Below are 18,802 nucleotides of genomic sequence, written 5' to 3'. Positions count from 1 at the left end.
ACGACTCTCCCGATCCGCATCACTAAACCGCGGTGAAAAATGCACTAGCGGCTTATCCCGGTCCACATCAGACTTAGCGTAGGTCGGCAATCCTTTGCCGACGAATGTGCCCGCTACACTGAGTCGTGTCGAAGGGGCGGCAGCCCTCGCCGGCTCTCGACTTGAAACTCTTTAGAATTTCCGCTCCGCGTGCCTGGCCATCTGCCGCAGCTTGGCCACGGCGAGTCGATTGATGTCCTCGGCCTTTTGCCCGGTCAGCAGTTCCAGGGCCTGATCCACCGAGTTCACCGCATGAACCGCGAACTCGCGGCGGCGGACGGCGTCGACGACGTCATCCTTCAGCATCAAGTTGCGGATGTTGACTTTCGGGATGACGACGCCTTGTCTGCCGGTAAGCCCCCGTGCTTCACACAGGCGAAAGAAGCCCTCGATTTTTTCGTTGATGCCGCCCACCGTTTGTACCTCGCCGTATTGGTTGATGGAGCCGGTGACGGCGAAGGCCTGTGCGAGCGGTATCCCGGTGAGAGCGGAAATCAAGGCGCAAACTTCGGCGAGGGCCGCGCTGTCGCCGTCGACATAGCCATAGGATTGTTCCAGGGCGATGTTGGCGGAGATGGCCAAGGGGAATTCCGTGGCATATTTGTGGCCCAGATACCCGGAAAGAATCATGATGCCTTTGGAATGTATGGCCTGCCCCAGTTCGGCTTCGCGTTCGATGTCCACTACGCCGCGGCTGCCGGGATAAATGGTGGCGGTGATGCGCGCCGGCATGCCGAACCGCACGTCCCCGATTTCCAGTATGGTCAGGCCGTTGATCCTGCCGACCGAGTCGCCGTCGGTGTTGATCAGAATGGTGTCGTTCATCATGTCTTCCAGCAGAATCCGGCTGATGCGTCCGAGCCGTTCTTCCTTGGCGGCCAAGGCTTTTTGGATATGCCGTTCGGCGATTGTCTCCGCGCCTTCCTGCCCACGGAATTGCTCCGCCTCGGCGACCAGTTCGAACACATCGTGCACGCGCGCGGAAAAGCGCTCCTGGTGTTCCGCCTCCCGTGCGCTGAACTCGATCAGCCGGGCGACGGCATCGGCCGTTATGGGCTTGAACCCGTCGGCTTCGGCATGGGTTTTGATGAGCCGCGCAAAATCCAGCACCGATGCGGACGTCAGCGGGATATCGTCGTCGAACTCCGCGAGAACCCGGAACAGTTCGTTGAACTCCGGGTCCATGGACTGGAGCAGGTAGTAAAGTTCGCGAGAGCCGACCAGAACGAGCTTGACGGACAGCGGGATCACGTCCGGATCGAGTGTCGGAGCGACGGAGGGTTGCTCTTCGGCGGGAAGCTCGATCTTGATTTGCCGGGCCTTGAGCGTTCGCTTCAAGGTCGGCCAGACGTGGGGCTCGGCGAGCAACTTTTCGGCCTCGATGATCAAATAGCCTCCGTTGGCCTGGTGCATCGCGCCCGGATAAATCAGGCGGTAATGCGTGGTCAGGGTGCCTTGCTCGCTGATGTATTCGAGGCGTCCGAACAGGTTGGGGTGATTGGGATTTGCCTCGTAGATCACGGGCGCCCCGATATCGGGGCCGTGGCTGACCAGCAGCCGCGGGGCGTATTGGGTGATCAGAACGGCTCGTCGTGTTGATTCTTCATGCGCCTCATGGCCTCGGTCTTCGGCCAAGTGTTCCGCGACCACGCGAGGCAGGTTGCGGCGTATGTCGGCCAGATACTGGAGTATCGCCGGCAGGTCGGCATACTTTTGATGCAGGCCGGCCAATAGGGGCTCTATGGCTTCGTCGATGGTGGAGGCATCGAGCTGTCGCTGCCGGTTGATGCTTTCGCGCTTCCATTGCGGCATTTCCGAGAGGAGTTCGTTGAGATAGTCCTCCAAATCCCGGACGTGGCTGTGAAAGCTGGACTTTTCGGTATCCGGCAAGGCGGCGAAGTCGTCTTCGTCGGCGGGCTTGCCGTTAACCAAGGGACTGAACACTACGGTGTCGCCGTCGCGGAAAAGGGCCATCTTAAGGTCTTTCGCGCGCCGTTCGACTTTGTCGACCGCTTGGTTGTAACGTTGCTTGACCTCCCGATCTATGGCCGTTTTGCGCCTTTGATAAGCCGGATTCTCGAAGGCAGCCGGAAAGGTTGCGAGCAGATTGTCGACCAGCATTTCGATATCGGCGAGCAAGGATTTTCCCTGGCCCGGCGGAAGTTGCAGGGCAAAAGGCTTGCGCGGGTCGTCGAAATTGTTGATATACGCCCAGTCGCTCGAAGACGGCCGCTCCTTGGCTCGCGCTTTGAGGTAATGGGTCACCAGCGAAAGCCGCCCGGTTCCGGCTTCGCCCATCACGTAGATGTCGTAGCCCGGTCTTTGCATGGCAACGCCGAAGGCGATGGCCGTCTGCGCCCGGCTCTGTCCCAGCATGCCGCGAAAGGATTCCAGGTCCTCGGTCGTGGCGAAGGGCAGTTCCTCCGGTCGAATGCGAGCTTTGAGAGCTGCGGGAGGAAGTCCGGACATTCCGTAAGAGTTCGTCATCGGGGATATGCTGGCAGCGGTATTTTTTGGCGGTCGGAAAGCTATTTCAACGGAACGATCTTGGCTTCCGATGTGGAAGCACTCCGCATTTTCCGGTCCATCTGCTGTAGTGCGCGCGGAAATTCGCTTTGGATGCGCGGCATGATCTTCAGTGAGTCTTCGGTGTAATAAACCGCGTCGTAAGGGACCGGCTGGTCCAGGGCGCTGCGCTCCGAAGATCGAAAATTCTGCCAGGCGAGCACGATATTGCTGCGGGAAACGGCGCCATCCAGAAAGACGGTTTCCTCCGGATCGATCACGGCCAGATACTGCATGCTGCGGATAGGGACGAACAAAGCCTTTTCGCCGCTTCGATAAAGCAGGGTTCTCGACCGGTTGTAAACGACGGCGGCCAGATTGCGCCTTTCCCGCTTGAGCTCTCGGGTACGATAAAAGATTTCTTTCGTGTACATCTCGCCGCCCTCGCAATAGGTTCCAGCTTACGCTAACGCTTAGCCCGGCCAGTTTCAATCATCTGGAATACAAAGTGTGAGTTTGCTATATTCGAAAGGCAGACTTGTCAAGAAAGCCGGGATGTAAGCACTGCTGGCGTCCCACTTCTGGTATGAATTTAGTGGAAAGCCCCGGCATGTCGAGTCAGTTCTCACTCTCCGTTCCAAGTGCCAGCGTGAACGCGTCCGGACGAGGTCAGTCCAATTCAAGAATCATAAAAGACCATCTCATCAGCACCGTTACCCTTTGAGTTTGGAGAAAAACTATGACGATAAAAGTTGCTATCAACGGATATGGCCGTATTGGGCGAAATATCCTGCGGGCGTTGTACGAGTCGCGACGGACCGGGGAAATTCAAATCGTGGCGATTAACGATCTGGGCGACGCCAATACCAACGCGCACTTGACCAAATACGATACGGTACACGGACGCTTTCCGGGAGAAATTTCGGTGGATGGCGACTACATGATCGTCAACGGCGACCGGATACGCGTGTTTGCCGAGCGGGATCCGGCCAAGTTGCCCTGGCGCGATCTGGGCATCGATGTCGTCCACGAGTGCACCGGTATCTTCACCTCCAAGGCCAAGGCATCGGTCCATCTCGAGGCGGGGGCGAAGAAAGTGATCATCTCGGCACCGGGGGGAGAAGACGTGGACGCCACCGTCGTTTACGGCGTCAACCACCAGACTCTGAAGGCAACCGACACGGTGATTTCCAACGCCTCCTGCACGACCAACTGCCTGGCGCCGCTGGTCAAGCCTTTGCACGAGGCGATCGGTGTTCAGCACGGTCTGATGACTACGATCCATTCCTACACCAACGATCAGGTGCTGACCGACGTGTACCACAAGGATCTGCGTCGCGCCCGGGCCGCCACGCAATCGATGATTCCCACCAAGACCGGCGCCGCGGCGGCGGTCGGATTGGTGTTGCCCGAATTGGCCGGCCGGCTGGACGGTTTCGCGATTCGAGTCCCGACCATCAACGTTTCGCTGGTCGATCTCACTTTCGTCGCGTCGCGCAAGACCAGCAAGGACGAGGTCCACGAGATCATGCGCAAGGCCTCGGAAGGCTCGTTGAAGGGGATTCTCGGTTACAACGACCTGCCCTTGGTATCCATGGATTTCAATCACGATGCCCGCTCCTCGATTTACGAGGCGACCCTCACCAAGGTCATGCAGGGCAACATGGTCAAAGTACTGGCCTGGTACGACAACGAGTGGGGCTTCTCCAACCGTATGTTGGATGCCACGGTGGCTTTGATGGAAGCTAGCTAGACACGAACGATTAATTAAATGAGACGAACCAAGATCGTAGCGACTTTGGGACCGGCGACCGACGATCCGGCCATTTTGGAACGGGCCATAAGAGCGGGCATTGATGTCGTACGGCTCAATTTTTCCCATGGCGACGCCGAAACCCACAAGAAGCGCGCCGAAGCGGTGAAGGCGATCAGCCGCAAGCTGAATCGGCATGTCGGCATTTTGGTCGATTTGCAGGGACCCAAAATCCGGATCGCGCGTTTCCAAGGGGACGGCAAGGTTCATCTTCGGGAAGGCGCGCGCTTCGATCTCGACACGGCTCTCCCCCCGGACCAGGGCGACGAACGTCAGGTCGGGTGCCTGTATTCCGATCTTCCCAAGGACGTGAAGCCTGGCGACGTTCTGTTGCTGGACGACGGCCGCATCGAATTGGGCATCGACAGGATAGAAGGCTCGCGGATCGTCTGCCGGGTGGTCGTCGGGGGCGAGTTGTCCAACCACAAGGGCATCAACAAACAGGGCGGCGGCTTGTCCGCCGCCGCGCTGACCGACAAGGACAGGGAAGACATCAACACGGCCGCCGAAATCGATGCCGATTACCTCGCCGTATCCTTTCCGCGATCCGCCGCAGATATCCGTGAAGCGCGGGACTTGCTGCGCGCCGCCGGGGGAGAGGCGGGGATCGTGGCCAAGATCGAGCGCGCCGAGGCCCTGGAGCCGGGCGTGATCGAGTCCATCGTCGATGCATCCGACGCCATCATGGTGGCGCGCGGCGATCTCGGGGTGGAAATCGGCGATGCCCAGTTGCCGTGGGTCCAGAAAGATCTGATCAAGCTGGCGCGAAGCCGGGACCGTGCGGTCATTACGGCCACGCAAATGATGGAATCCATGATCCACAGCCCGATGCCGACTCGTGCGGAGGTGTTCGATGTGGCCAATGCGGTGATCGATGGCACCGATGCGGTCATGCTTTCCGCCGAAACGGCCAGCGGCAAATATCCGGACAAGGCGATCGCGGCGATGGTCCGGATATGCAAGGAGGCCGAACTGCACCCGCGGGTTCGGCAGTCCACCCATCGTATCGACGAGACGTTCGACTACATCGACGAAGCCATCGCGATGGCGTCCATGTATATCGCCAATCACTTGCCGGTTAAGGCGATCGGCGCGCAGACGGAATCGGGATCGACGCCGCTGTGGATGTCGCGCATCAGTTCCGGCATCCCGATTTACGCATTGACCCAGCACGAAAAGACCTGCCGCAAAGTGACTCTCTATCGCGGCGTTTATCCCATCAGCTTTTACAGCACGACATCCGACCACGCGGTGCTGAACCGGGAGATCATCAACGAATTCCTGAGCCGCGATCTGGTCAAGCCGGGCGACCTGGTCATCCTGACCAAAGGTGATCTTACCGGCGTGCGCGGCGGTACCAACGCCTTGAAGATTGCCCGAGTCGGCGCCGTATAACGTGCGGGCCGCCGTTCGGGGCTGTCGATTCCTGCTTTTTTCGTCATGAGGGAGAAAACATGAACGGCGACTATTTGACGCGATTTCTCATCCACGAGCAGCGCAAAAATCCGAACGCCACGGGCGAGTTCACCATGCTGCTCAGCGATATCGCGACCGCCTGCAAAGCGATTGCGCACGAGGTGAATCGCGGTGGTCTGGCCGGCAATCTCGGTATCGCGGGTTCGGAAAACATCCAGGGCGAAGCGCAGAAGAAACTGGACGTGATCTCCAATGAGATTTTCATCCGATCGCTGGAGTGGACCGGCCATCTTGCGGCGATGGCGTCGGAGGAAAACGACGAAATCATCCAGATTCCGCCGAGTTATTCGAGGGGCAAATATCTGATTTGCTTCGATCCTCTGGACGGGTCGTCCAATATCGATATCAACCTGACGGTCGGTACGATCTTTTCCATCCTTCGGGCGCCCGAAGGCCGGGACAACCCTACCGAGGCGGATTTCCTCCAGCCGGGGACCAAGCAGGTCGCCGCAGGTTTCTGTACCTACGGTCCGACCACCCTGATGGTGCTGACGACCGGCAATGGCGTGAACGGCTTTACCTTGGACCGGGATGTGGGGGAATTCGTTTTGACGCATCCCAAGATGCGGATTCCCGAGGAAACCTCCGAGTTTGCCATCAACATGTCCAATCAGCGCTATTGGGAAGAACCGGTCAGGCGTTATATCGAGGAATGTCTCAAAGGCAAGGACGGCGGCCGGGAGAAGAATTTCAACATGCGCTGGGTGGCGTCTATGGTCGCGGAGGTTTACCGCATTTTGACCCGGGGCGGCATCTTCATGTATCCCTACGACACCCGCGACGCCAGCAAGCCAGGCAGGCTGCGCTTGATGTACGAGGCCAATCCGATGAGCTTCATCGTCGAGCAGGCGGGAGGGGCCAGTTCGACCGGGCGCCAGCGGATCATGGACATCGAGCCTGCCGGCATCCATCAGCGCGTCCCCGTGATTTTGGGATCAAAAGCGGAAGTCGAGCGGGTGTTGTCTTATCACCTGTAATCTATCGGTAGGCATTCATCTCTCCCTCTGGGACATGGCAGAAACAAGGTTCCGATTCATGTTTCTGGCGTAGGGTGGGTTAGGCCGCGAGGCCGTAACCCACCGAGCGACCTCGAATCGGTGGGTTACGCTCCGCTAATCCACCCTACAGTCTACGGCCAGCCAAAATCCATAGACTGCGAAATCCCTAATTCATGCCTGCGCCGGGTATCATAGTGTTGTTGAGACGATGCGAGAATGCGCGCGGCGAACACGCGTTGCGCATCCGCTCCGGCGATTAAGGCTGCCGCAAACCTTCGGTTTGCCCTTGGTTTCCCTGCTGGACTTTAGGAAGGCCGTGGGGATGCAGAAGGCCGAAGCGGTAAGCCAATAGCAATAAGATGAACAGGCCGATGGATAAGCCGATGCGCACCGTCAAGGCTTTGACCGTTCGGGGAGAACGGGTGCGGTCCTTGACGAGATAAACCAGGGCCGTGCCTAGGCTTCCGACGATGACCAGGAGGAGCAGAATGATGAGAACTTTCACAACTAGATTGTCTTTTAGTTTGAGGTGGTGCGGGCACCGGATGTTTTCACCCGGAGGTGGCGATTGCGCGATTATAGCTTCAAACCGGGGCTGACTGCTTCGCTGATAGCGATCATGGTCCTTCCCCTGTTCATTTCCTTAGGCGTTTGGCAGTTGCATCGAGCCGACGAAAAAAAAAGCTTGATCGCATTGCATCAGCAGCGGATGCAAGATGAACCGCTGACCTTGGGTGCCGAAGAACCGAACTTGGAGGATGTTCGATACCGGCGAGTCATCGTTTCCGGGGAGTACGACGTGGAACATCAATTCCTATTGGATAACCAGGTCCACCAGCAGAGCCCCGGATATCACGTATTGACTCCTCTGCGCATTGCCGGAACGGACTCGGCGGTCTTGGTGAACCGCGGCTGGATACCCATGGGTGCAAGCCGAGCCGAACTGCCCGATGTGGATATTCGTCAGGCTAGCGTACAAATCGCCGGCTCGGTGGACCGCTTTCCGGGCGTTGGTTTAAGGCTCGAAGGCGCTGAAATACCCGCGGCTGGCTGGCCGGCCGTGGTCCAGGTCGTCGATCCTGAACGCATCGGCGAGCGGTTGGGCTACACGGTCCTTCCCTATCAGGTTCTGGCGGATGAAACGGTGGACGAAGCTTACATCCGGGCTTGGAAGGAAACCCGCCTCGATCCCGGAAAGAACCTGGGATACGCGCTTCAATGGTTTCTGTTCGCGTTAATCGGCCTGGTGTTATATGTTCGCCACGGCGTCAAATTACAGCCTCGAAGGCAATAATTTCCCTAATTTTTCACCCATTCTTCCCATGTCTACCGCAAAGAACTCTCTGTGGCGAAATCGCGCCCTGATCATTTTTATCGCCCTAATATCCATTATTCCTTTCGGGCTGGCTTGGTACTACGCCAAGAATCCGCAGCTGATCACCAAGCGCAGCAACTACGGCAGCCTGATCCAGCCGCCGAGCCCTATCGATTACGGCGAATTGCTCGCGCACCCCGTCCGTGGAAGCGAGCTATTGTCGGAGATCAAAGGTCGCTGGGTGATGCTCCACGTGATTCCGGATAGGTGCGGCGACCCTTGCGCGGAAACGATTCATAAGACCAAGCAGATCCGGCTCATGCTGAACAAGGAAATTCCGAGGGTGCGCCGTTTGCTGCTGCTCGGAAACGATTCCGCCGCCGCCGATCTCGCTCCCGTGCTCAATGACGATGAAACCTTGCTGGTGGCGGTGACGAGCGGGGCGTTATCGCAGAAATTGGCCGCCGCCGTCGGAAAGCCTTTGACCGAGGACATGGTGATTCTGATCGATCCGTTCGGGAATGCCGCGCTATGGTACGACTCCGGGTTCGATCCTTACGGCATGCTCAAGGATTTAAAGCATTTGCTTCGCGCATCCCAGATCGGCTGAATCGGATGCCCAAGCCTTCGAAACATTCTCCGATGCGGTTTAGCGCCCTGGTAGGTCGGGAATCCTTTTCCGACGCCGCGGGTTGACAAACCGTTTTCGTCGGCAAGGGATTGCCGACCTACGGTGGTGAGAAATGCTCTAAAGCAGAACCTTTAATCGTTCCGGATCGTCGTGCTGGAACCTCGAAACGACAATAACAAAGTGGGACTATGTTCAGAAATCTAACGCTTTTTTCCCTGGTTCTCGCCTTCTTTGTCATGGCGATGGGAGCCTATGTCCGCATTTCGGATGCCGGGCTAGGGTGTCCGGATTGGCCCGGCTGCTACGGAAAGATGATCGTCGAAGAGCCGCAAATCGCCGAGGCGTTGCGGCAGACGCCGTTCGACGCGGCCAAAGCCTGGAAAGAAATGATTCATCGCTATCTTGCCGGAGCCTTGGGCGTTTCGGTTTTGATACTGGCGGGACTCGTATTCCGGGTGCGGGAAAACCGAGGCAAGGCGATCGCATTGACTTACGCAAGCCTTGCCCTGGTGGTCGGACAAGCGCTACTCGGCATGTGGACGGTGAAATTCCTGGTCATGCCAGCGATCGTCACGGCCCATCTGATGGCGGGGTTCGTGACGCTTGCCCTGTTGTATTGGTTATACCGCACGGTGAGTCCGCAGATTCTGCCGGTCGGGGACACCCGTTGGCTGCGCCGCTTGAGCGGTTTTTCTTTGCTGTTGTTGTTCGCGCAGATTTTTCTGGGCGGATGGACATCGTCCAATTACGCTGCGCTGTCCTGCCCCGATTTCCCCACGTGCATGGGTTCGCTGTGGCCGGATGCCGATTACGTCGACGGCTTTACGCTTTGGCGGGGTACCGGTCCCGACTATCAGAGAGGCGGATTGCCGCTGGACGCCCGCATCGCCATCCATTGGGCGCACCGTATCGGAGCCGTCGCGGTATTTCTGGTCCTCAGCCTGTTGGCCATGGGCATTACCTCGAATCGTAAGGTGCCCCACCTGAGCAAGGCCGGTGTGCTCCTCAGCTTTTTGCTGCTGGCGGAGATCAGCTTGGGGATCGCAGCGGTGCTGCTGCGCCTGCCGGTCGCCGTGGCGGTCGCGCACCATGCCGTGGCCGCGCTGCTTTGGCTGAATGTGCTCCATGCCTATCTTTATCTCCGCCTGCCGCGCCGAGTCGAAGCCGAAGAGCCCGCGCGCGAGGAAGCCGTCGAGCGCATCGGTGTCGCGCCGCCTGCCGAGGTCTTGCCGCCGGTCGTCCCGCCGGTTCCCGTCGAAAAGGTGCCTGCGCGGCCCACGCCGGAGGGCATGTTCGTTCGGCTCAAAAGCCAGCTCGGGAAAACCCGCAGCGGTCTGACCGGATTTCTGGGTACGCTGGCGCTCGGCAAGAAGGCCATCGATCGCGACGTCTTGGAAGACATCGAGTCCCAATTGCTCATGGCCGACGTCGGCGTGACGGCGACTCAGGACATTATTCGCCATCTGACGGAAAGTCTGGAGCGGGATCAGCTAGCCGATGTCGGCACCTTGGCGGCCAGCCTCCGCGAGTATTTATACGATGTCCTGCGGCCCGTCAGCGTTCCGCTCGACATTCCGGTCGAGACGCGGCCGTTCGTGATCCTGGTCGTGGGCGTGAACGGCGTGGGCAAGACCACGACCATCGGCAAACTCGCCAAGCGTCTTCAAAACCAAGGCCACAGCGTCATGCTGGCGGCCGGCGATACTTTCCGCGCTGCGGCGGTAGAGCAGTTGCAGACCTGGGGCGAGCGGAACAACGTCCAGGTGATCGCCCAGCATACCGGGGCCGATTCGGCTTCGGTCATCTACGACGCGGTGCAGGCGGCCCAGGCGCGGGGCGTCGACGTGCTCATCGCCGATACCGCGGGACGTCTCCACACGAAATCGAATCTCATGGAGGAACTCAGCAAGATCAAGCGCATCATGGGCAGGTTGGACGAGACCGCGCCGCATGAGGTGCTCTTGGTGCTCGATGCGAGCACCGGCCAGAATGCGATTTCCCAAGCCAAGCTGTTCAACGAAGCGGTCGGGCTGACGGGCATCGCGCTCACCAAGCTCGACGGTACCGCCAAAGGCGGCGTTATTTTCGCCTTGGCCAAGCAGTTCGGGCTGCCCATCCGGTTCATCGGGATCGGCGAAGGCATCGATGATTTGCAGGATTTCGATGCGCGGAAATTTGTGGACGCGTTGTTCGCGGAGTGATCGGAGATCTACTCGCGGGAAAATGCGGTGAAGCCGTTGGCGTCGATATGACCAAGACGAGCGATTCAAGCCCGGACTGCGCAATCGGAAGCGCCGTGCCGGGCGTGTTTTAATCCCTGGTCTTGAGTCTCAGCTCGCCGAGCCGGCCTGTTTCTTCGAAAAGTCCGGTGAGTTTTCGTTTAAATTCGTTAGTAATCGGCCCCATATCCTTTCTCTCCTGAACGACTCTGGGAGTCAGGAGCACGACAAGTTCGGTTCGATTGCGGACCTTGTTGGTAGTTCCAAACAAGGCGCCAATAAAGGGAATCTTGCTTAGGAAGGGTATCCCTGTTAAGTCCTTGGTCTGATTGTCTCTAATTAGGCCGCCCAAGGCGACGGTCCCGCCACTTCCGACGGCAACTGCACTTTCAATCGCTCGCTTTGAGATGATGAAGGTATCTGTGTTTCCCACTCTGGTTTGCCTTGGCGTACTGACTTCCTGCGTGATTTCTAGGGTCACCAGTCCTCCTGCGTTGACTCGAGGGCGGACATGTAGGATGACGCCGGTATCGACATATTGAAAGCTGCTGGTTATGGTCGGCTGGTTGGTGACGCCGACGCCGGCAAGCCCGGTAGTTTGGGCGGTCGCGAGGGGAATGGTGTCACCCACGTTGATCTGTGCTTCCTGATTATTCAACACCATCAGGGAGGGCGAGGAAATCACGTTGACCTTGTTCTCGCTCGCCAAGGCATTGAGGACGATCCGGATGTCCTTGGCGCTATTGACGAAGGCATAGGAAAAGCCACCTCCCGCAGCCGCGGCAGCCGTCGTAAGCGCTTCAGCTGTTAAATCTCCCGTGCTGCCCAGTGCATACGCGCCGCTGCCTTGATTGAACAGCCACTGGAGCCCGTATCGTAATTGGCCGTCAAGGCTCAGCTCGACGATCGAGGCATCGATCAGTACCTGTAAGGGTACTCGATCCAATTCTTTGATCACCGCCTCAATTTCCTTGTACTCCTGCGCCTTGGCGGTGATGATCAGAGCGTTATTCGCCGGATCTGCAACGATGCGCATACCGGCGAACTCGGCGACAGCGGCTCCACGCGCGCGTCGGGTGCCGTTGACATCTCGTCCTCCGATGCCTCCCCTTGTTCCGGTGCCGACGCCGGTCCTGGTTCCGAGTCCCCCGGTTCCGGTTCCCAAGCCGCCGGTTCGGCGAGAACCACCCATAGTGGTAGTGCCGACGGTATCACCGGCGGCAGAGCCTAAGCCGCGGGTGGATTGAGATGTTCCAGTGGTTCCGAACGAGGATCCATCCTGATCGCCGGCGCCGCCTGCAGCACCGAAGGCGCCGATTTCAGTGCCTGTCATTCCCGGGCTTATAGAGGGTCTTGGCGCTCTCCGCTGCGCCGCTCCCTCGCCGAAAATGCCGCTGAGGGTCTCAGCTAATTCCACGGCATCCACGTTCTGCACCCGGTAAACATGGATGCCGCCTACTCGGGTGGTGCTATAGCGGTCGAGTCGTTCCACCCAGGTTTCCACCTCGTCCAAATAGCGCGGCTGGGGGGTCACCGCCAAAACGGCGTTGAGACGTTCGATAGGCAATAATCGGACTACGCCAGCCAAAGGTCCTTTGGCCGTGTCGCCCAACACTTTGTCCAATTCTTCCACTATCGTCGCAGGTTCGACGTTTCGAAGCGGATAAAGGCCAACCGACATGCCGCGCATGAAATCCACGTCGAAGAGGCGGATCGTATCGAGCACGCCTTCCAATTCCTCTCCGGTGCCGGCGAGTACCAGGATATTTCGGGTCTCATCGGCGCGGACGATGGACTTGGGCGGCATCATCGGTTCGATGACCTTTTGCATTTCCTGCACGCCCACGTAGCGCAGCGGTACGACCCGCAACTGATAGCCTGAGGGGAGCGCCTGGCTGGGTAAGCCGAGCCGGGCACCGGGAGCGTTGATCGTCGCCGTGGCGTCCGGTTCGATGCGGTACAGGTTTTGCTCGCGAATCAGTACCGCCCCGTTCATTTTGAGCAGCATTTCCAGCGTGGGGATCAGCTCCGCATCGGCAAGGGGACGCGCTGTCTGGAGGCTTACTTTGCCTGCTACCTTGGGGCTAAGCACGTAATTGACTCTCAGCATGTCGCCTAGTATGACTTTGGCCACTTCGCCCAGGTCGGCATCATCGAAATTCAACGTGTATTTTCCCTCTTTCGGAGGCCGTTTCTCGACGGGCGCGCCGGGGCCAATCACGCTGCCGGACGGAGGGTAATACTCGGGTGGTCTCGGCGGTTCTTGGGCAAGCGGTTCAGTTTGTAGGGGAACGGTCTCAGCCTCGACTTTCTGACCCTCGGTCGTTAAATTCGCCGGTAAGGACGGCGGTCTCAGTGCACTAGGCTTAAGGTATTCGCATCCAGAAAACCCCAAGGCAAGCACCAGCGGTGCTACGACGAATCGATTTGTTGTTTTGCGCATGGACTCTTTTCGTTTTTGATGTCTGGTCGTCAGTCTATCTAAAGCATTGTTTTGCAGGATGCGGTGAATACCCGAACCGCATTCTACGATTTATCACCATGATTCAACACGAATGACTACTCGGTAAAATCTCGAAAAATCGCCATTCCGGCATCTTTCGAGCAGAAAAGTGAAAGCAAAGGTTTCTTTCTCTCCCCGGATAAGACGCAGCACGTCGACCACTTGCAACGACTCCGCCCTCCATGAAGGCAGCTGAAGCAGAGCATACCGGATGCGCTCCAGGAAAGAACCGCCATCTGATCATGGCTACAGCCATTGATGACGCCGGAACGGGAAGGTTTCCTCTTTGCATCAAAAAAGCCTCATGAGTGGATTTTTCACGCCCTCATGAGACTCGGTATTCCTAATCGCTGAAGATATTGTTACTACTCTACGCCTTCGGCTTCTTCCTCAGCCGTTTCCTCTTCCTCTATGACTTCGGGTTCTTCCTCTGTTTCTTCAACCGCCGGAGGAGGCGGAGGCGCAGGCGGACGTGTCGCCGGCCTCGGAGGTGATGGCTGCTGCGGGACTTGCTGAGGCTGTCCTGGTGTCGCCTGAGCGGGTGCAGTCTTGGGTTTGGGTTTGAGCAGCATCAGCTCTCGTTGTTCGTCGTCACGTTGCAGCGTTACTTTATCCGGGGCGAACTCGACCAATGTCCAACCTTCGATCGAACCGTTTTTCTTCAAGCGTTTGTACTTGCCTTTGGCGTCTACCAGGAGGGCAGTCTTGTCGGTCGGAGTGAAAGCGATCCCCATCAGCTTCACGGTCAGAGGCATATCCGGTGTCGCCGTAGCCGTTGTTTCCCCTCCTTCCGCTCCGGGGCGGCGGCCTTCCATGAATAACGGGCGCTCGACGATCGTTTCGTATTCCTGAATGTCGGGCAGTTCGAAATCTTCGGCGTCGACCGGCTCGGTTGCTTCCTGACTCGCGGCTTTTTCCGAAGGTGTCGCCGCGATCGATCGCTTGTTTTTCAACACCGCCGATTCGACGGCGACGCCGATGAGCAGCACACTTGCAATGCCGGCCAAAATCAAACTGAGTAAATTGTCGCGGGCCCACTTGGTCATGGCTTAATTGCCCTGCATGTAACCGATAACGTCAAAGTCCACGCTCAGCTTATCGACCGGCTGGGACTGCTTGGTCGCCGGATTGCGCGGCATCCGAATCGGCCGGATATTGATGTTCTCCACGAACAGCATGGGCTTCGAGGTCTCGATGCTGTGCAGAACATCCCGCAATACGTCAGTGCTGCCGTTGACACGTATCTTGACGGCGATTCGCGTGAAATTTTCTTCCTTCCGCTCGGGGATCACCTGGGTGCTGGTCAGCTCGCCGCCGGCTTGGCTTACGATCTCTTTGACCATCGACTGCAAATCGGCGGAAGCCAAGGCCGCAGTATCGCGCGCAATAAAGCGCTCGTCCTGCTGTCCCGCGGCTTTGATCTGTTCCAGCTTGGCGAGCAGCTCGTCCTTTTCTGCGGCGACTTTTTGATAGCGTTGCAGACGAAACCGTAAATCGTCGACGGTTTCGCCGTACTCCCGGGCAAGATCGACCAGCGGGGCAATCGCCACCACATAAAGCAGGGCGATGGCACCGACTAGGATTCCTAGGGCCAGGAGCTGCGGTTTACTCAGTTGCAGCCGGTTTTTCAGAAAACCTCCCGTTGACGACTTCGCTGGCGATTTGAAAACGTTCCAATCCACTGGCCATGTCTTTTGTCACCGGCGACACAAAACTGGTATTTTGAAAGAACGGCGATGCTTCTATCAGCCCGATCAAGGCCGAAGCGGATGGTGACTGTCCTTGTACGACCAGCCGGTGATCCCGGTACTGCAAGCCGTTGAGCCAGGTTTGATCGGGCATGACGTCGGTCAGCTCCTTGAGCATGTCCACCATGGCCGGCTCGGTACGCTTCTTCTGCTGAAGAAATCTCGTCTGGTGCACCAAATCCTCTACTTGTTGGCGCAAGGATTCGACTTCCTTGGCGGTCTTGCTGGCCTTTTTCACTTCCTGTTCCAGGTCCAGTGCGATCGATCGATTGGTCCAGATCGGCAGAACTCCCAGCGTGATCAAGAGCGATGCGATCAAAGCGGCAAGTGCCAAATTGATTCTGTATGGCCAAGGATTGCGTGGCGGCCGGTACTGCTCGGGCAATAAATCGTACGCCCCGATCGGGGAGTCGCCCGCCGCATCGACGACGTCCGGTCGCCATCCCCAAACCGCCAATTCTTCCAGCAAGGCATCCAATTTGTTGCGGGGCGCCAATACCAGTTCCGCCTTGATCTGCCGATTCGTCGGCGACCGCTCCAGCAGGCGCGCCGAGTAATAAACTTGATCGCTCTTGAATGGCGTCAGGCGATCCATTTCAAATGCCGCCACCTGATTCAGGTTTTCTTCGGCCGCCAACGGAAGCTTTAACGATTTCCGCAAGCACTGGCCTGGCGTCAAGCGCAGGATTGTTTTTGCCTCGGCCAGCGTCGGCATGCTTTCTATGAGGCGTTCCCGTTTTTGGCTGCCGCTCTCGTCCAAGCTGAAATAGCCGAGCGGGCGGTCTTCTTCATCGTTGTGGTAGACCGCATTCACGCCATCGTCATCCTTGGTCAATATCAGATATTCACTGGATGCACCGAGAAGTTTTCTCAATTTCGCCGGCACGAGAAAGGACAATTCGCCGCTCCACCAGCGGAAGAATCTTGCGGCATCGAGATTGATCGGCGTATCGAGTTTCAGCATGTGTACTGCATGTGTGCTATTGGTCGAGCGCTACGCCGACTGTCTGCGGTTTCCATCTCAGGAAAACGAAAGGGCTTCCCCCAGGGCGTCTCGCTTCCCGTCGGATGACGGCCATAGCCGGCGGATCGGAATGGTTTCGCGATATCGGGCGGGCGAGAATCGTGTAAACCGAATCCCCGGTCGAGTGGAACCGAATTCCGGGAATGGCGGGAAGCGGAGGAGGTGGTGTATTCCCGGTTCCGCTCTCACGGGCGGCGAGAAAGCTGTCCACCGCCTGGCTGTTTCCGTCGGTCAGGGCCAGTAAAACAGTTATCGAGGCCTTTGCCGGGTTGACGCCATCGACGTTATTGTAGACTGTGAAAAAGGGCTCCAATTTTTGGTATAGCGACGGTGTAATTCCCAAAACGCCGCGGAGTTCTTCCAGCACGAGAAAATTACGGTTTTGCGGCATCTGATCCAGCCCGGCGGCGCGGTATTCGGCGGACTCGGCCCCACTGAGACGCTTTAGGTCATCGCTGTCGCGCCAGTCGAAAATGGCATCGGCCAATTTTACCGCCTGATCTTCGTCTTGGGTCACTTTGGTCAATATAGTCCGTAGTGTCGATTCTCGGGCGGCGTTGAGATCGATTTTTCCTGCCTCGTCGTAAATGCGTACTTCGATGGGAACGCCGCCCAATGCCAGTCGATAAGGAGTGCCGTCCGCGCGCCATCGCTGCGCCGCATTCGGCAAACTCAGCATGAACATGGCGTAATGTATGCCGCCGTCGGATAAGGCAACCGCCTTGGCGCGTTCCCGGGAATTGGTCACCAATGAGGTTTCCCGCTGGGTCGACAGCGCGAAACTGCCCGCCATGATGGTCATCAAAGCCAGTATCCAGAGCACCAAAATCAGGGCTACGCCTTGCTGTCCCGTTCGTGCGTGAAACGCCATAGGCATTATCGGTGAGTTCGCAGCGCGATCACTAAAGGAGGCCAGGGTTCTTCATGCTCCGGTTCGATTTGCACTTGAATCAGCATCGGCAACTGAGACTGCTGCCATTCCGGCAGCCAAGTCGAATTGCTTGTTTGAGCGGTCTGAAGATTTTCCGGCAGGTAGGACAATTTGATTTGATCCAGATTTTCCAGCAGCAATACATCTTCGATCGGCTCGGCCGCTACGGTGGCTTCGCGCGAATTCGGGTTCGAGACGTACGGCCGCATGGCGACCTTCAGATCGTTATGTTGCCCGTCCCTAGCGACATATAATCTGAATCGATATAGACCGCCGGCCTTGACCTGCGGCGGCATTGTCGAAACATATTCGAGCCAATCCTCTCCGCCTCTCAAGGAAATGGCGACGCCTTCGGACTCTTCCATCTCGACCAGAGGCAAAGCGCTTCCGATGTGGTTGCGCAAAAAATTCTCCACGAGGAAAAGCCGGCTTGCCCGCGCCATTTTGTCCTCGCCGCTGTCCCAACTGGTTACCCCGATACGCAAACTGCCGAATAACAAAAGCATCATGACGCCGAGCAGAGTCGTGGCGATGAGTACCTCGATCAGAGTGAAGCCGGCGCTGGTCCGGTGCTTATGCGCGGTCATCATCAAAAACTGCTGATTCCTGCTGCTTTGTTAGGCAGCAGCCTGAGTGTCGTAAGCTCGAAGAAGCGGGGTTCATCGCCTTCCTCCCATTCTATGCTGAGATCCACCTGATAGGGCGCGACAGGCAAGTTCTCGGCAAACGGGATCTGTTCCTCCCCTTGATAGGGGGTTACGCGCATAGTCCAACGAAAAATCGCGTCGATTTCGCCGCTCGTTTCGCCCGGCTGCAAAGGGGTCTCCAAGTCGGCAGCCGCAAGCAGCGATTCGGAGATCACGACCGCGCGAGCGTACTTGTCGGCGAGTCCCGAGATTCGTCCGGCGCCGCCGAAAATACGGAGCAGCACGCCCAAAGCCAGAGCCAGGATGGCGAAAGCGACCAGGATTTCGAGCAAGGAGAATCCGCGTTGTTTAGTCTTCACGGATTACGACCTCCCCGGTGAGCCAATTCACGTCCACCAGGCGCTTTTTCCCGGCCGCCTCCAAGGTCACCCGCCCGCCGGTCGAGGAGCCGTCCGGGAAGAAACGGATATTGCCGATTCCTTCGTCTCCGGCTTCCCTCTCGGCGGTGTAAAGGCTGAGGCGGACGCTGTCGGGCAGTGAAAAATGTTTTCGGCGACCGCTGACCCGGTAGGCTTTGCGGTTCACGTCGAGCTCGAATGTTGCCTCGCGCGCTCCGCTGAGCGCCTGTCCGCGTGCATAGCGCAGGCCGGACGCGATATCCCGCGTGGCAGCCGTCAGCTGGGCACGGTTCAGAAGCGGCGTGACGTTCGGTACCGCCACCGCCGTCAGTGCGGCGGCTATAGCCAGCGCCAACAGCATCTCCAGCAACGTGAATCCGCCCGACCGTGAGGGGCCGCGGGCTTCGGCTCGGAACCTTGCGTGCGGACGCCGAACCTTGTGTTTGACCGCGCGAACGGGGTACCTCAGGCTATCGAGTTTTCGGTGCGCAAATGGATTTCTCGCCTGCTGCAGCGTCTTTTTTTCAAGCCCGAGGCATTCGAAGAACACGCCTT

At 58.1% G+C, this 18,802-nt stretch carries 17 protein-coding genes; 6 read left to right on the top strand and 11 right to left on the bottom strand.

The genetic code is table 11. The annotated features are described in order from the left end of the window. Positions 1-171: 171 nt before the first annotated feature. Positions 172-2,526 carry a Lon protease family protein gene (locus ACR2TX_RS03270; protein WP_434110242.1) on the bottom strand — a complete coding sequence of 785 codons (2,355 nt, stop codon included), beginning with the start codon at positions 2,524-2,526 and terminating at the stop codon, positions 172-174. Positions 2,527-2,567: 41 nt separating this feature from the next. Next, entirely contained in the window at positions 2,568-2,978 is a 411-nt protein-coding gene (locus tag ACR2TX_RS03265) for a hypothetical protein (protein ID WP_077732511.1), read from the bottom strand. Between the two features lie 305 nt (positions 2,979-3,283). Here ACR2TX_RS03265 and gap point away from each other — a divergent pair, with 305 nt between their 5' ends. Genes gap through ACR2TX_RS03250 form a run of 3 tightly spaced genes read left to right on the top strand, consistent with a single transcriptional unit; the run spans position 3,284 to position 6,810 of the window. Next, positions 3,284-4,297: a type I glyceraldehyde-3-phosphate dehydrogenase gene (gene gap / locus ACR2TX_RS03260; RefSeq protein WP_210023750.1), complete on the top strand. Its 1,014-nt coding sequence runs from the start codon at positions 3,284-3,286 to the stop codon at positions 4,295-4,297. 18 nt (positions 4,298-4,315) lie between these two features. Then, on the top strand, positions 4,316-5,752 hold the full coding sequence (pyk, locus tag ACR2TX_RS03255; protein WP_434110239.1) for a pyruvate kinase: 1,437 nt from the start codon (positions 4,316-4,318) through the stop codon (positions 5,750-5,752). A 59-nt stretch (positions 5,753-5,811) separates the two neighbouring features. Next, positions 5,812-6,810: a class 1 fructose-bisphosphatase gene (locus ACR2TX_RS03250; RefSeq protein WP_434110237.1), complete on the top strand. Its 999-nt coding sequence runs from the start codon at positions 5,812-5,814 to the stop codon at positions 6,808-6,810. Positions 6,811-7,087: 277 nt separating this feature from the next. On the opposite strand, the gene ACR2TX_RS03245 is transcribed toward ACR2TX_RS03250, so the two are convergent. Next, positions 7,088-7,336: a twin transmembrane helix small protein gene (locus ACR2TX_RS03245; protein WP_077732507.1), complete on the bottom strand. Its 249-nt coding sequence runs from the start codon at positions 7,334-7,336 to the stop codon at positions 7,088-7,090. 63 nt (positions 7,337-7,399) lie between these two features. On the opposite strand from ACR2TX_RS03245, the gene ACR2TX_RS03240 reads away from it, so the two are divergent. From ACR2TX_RS03240 to ftsY, 3 genes are all read left to right on the top strand, one after another. Then, a complete protein-coding gene (locus tag ACR2TX_RS03240) occupies positions 7,400-8,125 on the top strand; it encodes an SURF1 family protein (protein ID WP_434110235.1) in 726 nt (241 codons plus the stop codon). A gap of 28 nt (positions 8,126-8,153) precedes the next feature. Then, entirely contained in the window at positions 8,154-8,756 is a 603-nt protein-coding gene (locus ACR2TX_RS03235) for a hypothetical protein (RefSeq protein ID WP_133717581.1), read from the top strand. A gap of 209 nt (positions 8,757-8,965) precedes the next feature. Further along, positions 8,966-10,978: a signal recognition particle-docking protein FtsY gene (gene ftsY / locus ACR2TX_RS03230; protein ID WP_434110233.1), complete on the top strand. Its 2,013-nt coding sequence runs from the start codon at positions 8,966-8,968 to the stop codon at positions 10,976-10,978. 109 nt (positions 10,979-11,087) lie between these two features. Here the strand turns inward: ftsY and gspD are convergent, their stop codons facing one another. The 8 genes from gspD to ACR2TX_RS03190 all read right to left on the bottom strand — a co-directional run bounded on the left by gspD (position 11,088) and on the right by ACR2TX_RS03190 (position 18,797). After that, a complete protein-coding gene (gene gspD, locus ACR2TX_RS03225) occupies positions 11,088-13,439 on the bottom strand; it encodes a type II secretion system secretin GspD (protein WP_347257317.1) in 2,352 nt (783 codons plus the stop codon). A 425-nt stretch (positions 13,440-13,864) separates the two neighbouring features. After that, entirely contained in the window at positions 13,865-14,545 is a 681-nt protein-coding gene (locus ACR2TX_RS03220) for a hypothetical protein (protein ID WP_077732503.1), read from the bottom strand. A gap of 3 nt (positions 14,546-14,548) precedes the next feature. Beyond that, a complete protein-coding gene (gene gspM, locus ACR2TX_RS03215) occupies positions 14,549-15,181 on the bottom strand; it encodes a type II secretion system protein GspM (protein ID WP_077732532.1) in 633 nt (210 codons plus the stop codon). After that, positions 15,105-16,211 carry a PilN domain-containing protein gene (locus ACR2TX_RS03210; RefSeq protein ID WP_077732502.1) on the bottom strand — a complete coding sequence of 369 codons (1,107 nt, stop codon included), beginning with the start codon at positions 16,209-16,211 and terminating at the stop codon, positions 15,105-15,107. The genes gspM and ACR2TX_RS03210 overlap by 77 nt, the downstream gene beginning before the upstream one ends. A gap of 16 nt (positions 16,212-16,227) precedes the next feature. Next, entirely contained in the window at positions 16,228-17,142 is a 915-nt protein-coding gene (locus ACR2TX_RS03205) for a general secretion pathway protein GspK (RefSeq protein ID WP_166642577.1), read from the bottom strand. A 5-nt stretch (positions 17,143-17,147) separates the two neighbouring features. Next, positions 17,148-17,792, bottom strand: coding sequence for a prepilin-type N-terminal cleavage/methylation domain-containing protein (locus ACR2TX_RS03200; protein WP_077732500.1), 645 nt, complete (start codon positions 17,790-17,792; stop codon positions 17,148-17,150). Then, a complete protein-coding gene (locus ACR2TX_RS03195; RefSeq protein WP_077732499.1) occupies positions 17,792-18,208 on the bottom strand; it encodes a type IV pilus modification PilV family protein in 417 nt (138 codons plus the stop codon). Before ACR2TX_RS03195 ends, ACR2TX_RS03200 begins: the two co-directional genes overlap by 1 nt. After that, on the bottom strand, positions 18,198-18,797 hold the full coding sequence (locus tag ACR2TX_RS03190; RefSeq protein ID WP_276205421.1) for a GspH/FimT family protein: 600 nt from the start codon (positions 18,795-18,797) through the stop codon (positions 18,198-18,200). The genes ACR2TX_RS03195 and ACR2TX_RS03190 overlap by 11 nt, the downstream gene beginning before the upstream one ends. Positions 18,798-18,802: the final 5 nt, after the last annotated feature.

Origin of the sequence: Methylocaldum sp. GT1BB, from assembly GCF_051027545.1 — a bacterium.
In the GTDB taxonomy this organism is placed as follows: domain Bacteria; phylum Pseudomonadota; class Gammaproteobacteria; order Methylococcales; family Methylococcaceae; genus Methylocaldum.
This window is presented reverse-complemented; position numbering and strand designations above follow the sequence as displayed.

Coding starts and splice junctions, on each gene's coding strand:
- ACR2TX_RS03270 (WP_434110242.1), bottom strand. CDS start 2,526: ATGACGAACTCTTACGGAATGTCCGGACTTCCTCCCGCAGCTCTCAAA.
- ACR2TX_RS03265 (WP_077732511.1), bottom strand. CDS start 2,978: ATGTACACGAAAGAAATCTTTTATCGTACCCGAGAGCTCAAGCGGGAA.
- gap (WP_210023750.1), top strand. CDS start 3,284: ATGACGATAAAAGTTGCTATCAACGGATATGGCCGTATTGGGCGAAAT.
- pyk (WP_434110239.1), top strand. CDS start 4,316: ATGAGACGAACCAAGATCGTAGCGACTTTGGGACCGGCGACCGACGAT.
- ACR2TX_RS03250 (WP_434110237.1), top strand. CDS start 5,812: ATGAACGGCGACTATTTGACGCGATTTCTCATCCACGAGCAGCGCAAA.
- ACR2TX_RS03235 (WP_133717581.1), top strand. CDS start 8,154: ATGTCTACCGCAAAGAACTCTCTGTGGCGAAATCGCGCCCTGATCATT.
- ftsY (WP_434110233.1), top strand. CDS start 8,966: ATGTTCAGAAATCTAACGCTTTTTTCCCTGGTTCTCGCCTTCTTTGTC.
- gspD (WP_347257317.1), bottom strand. CDS start 13,439: ATGCGCAAAACAACAAATCGATTCGTCGTAGCACCGCTGGTGCTTGCC.
- ACR2TX_RS03220 (WP_077732503.1), bottom strand. CDS start 14,545: ATGACCAAGTGGGCCCGCGACAATTTACTCAGTTTGATTTTGGCCGGC.
- ACR2TX_RS03210 (WP_077732502.1), bottom strand. CDS start 16,211: ATGCTGAAACTCGATACGCCGATCAATCTCGATGCCGCAAGATTCTTC.
- ACR2TX_RS03205 (WP_166642577.1), bottom strand. CDS start 17,142: ATGGCGTTTCACGCACGAACGGGACAGCAAGGCGTAGCCCTGATTTTG.
- ACR2TX_RS03200 (WP_077732500.1), bottom strand. CDS start 17,792: ATGATGACCGCGCATAAGCACCGGACCAGCGCCGGCTTCACTCTGATC.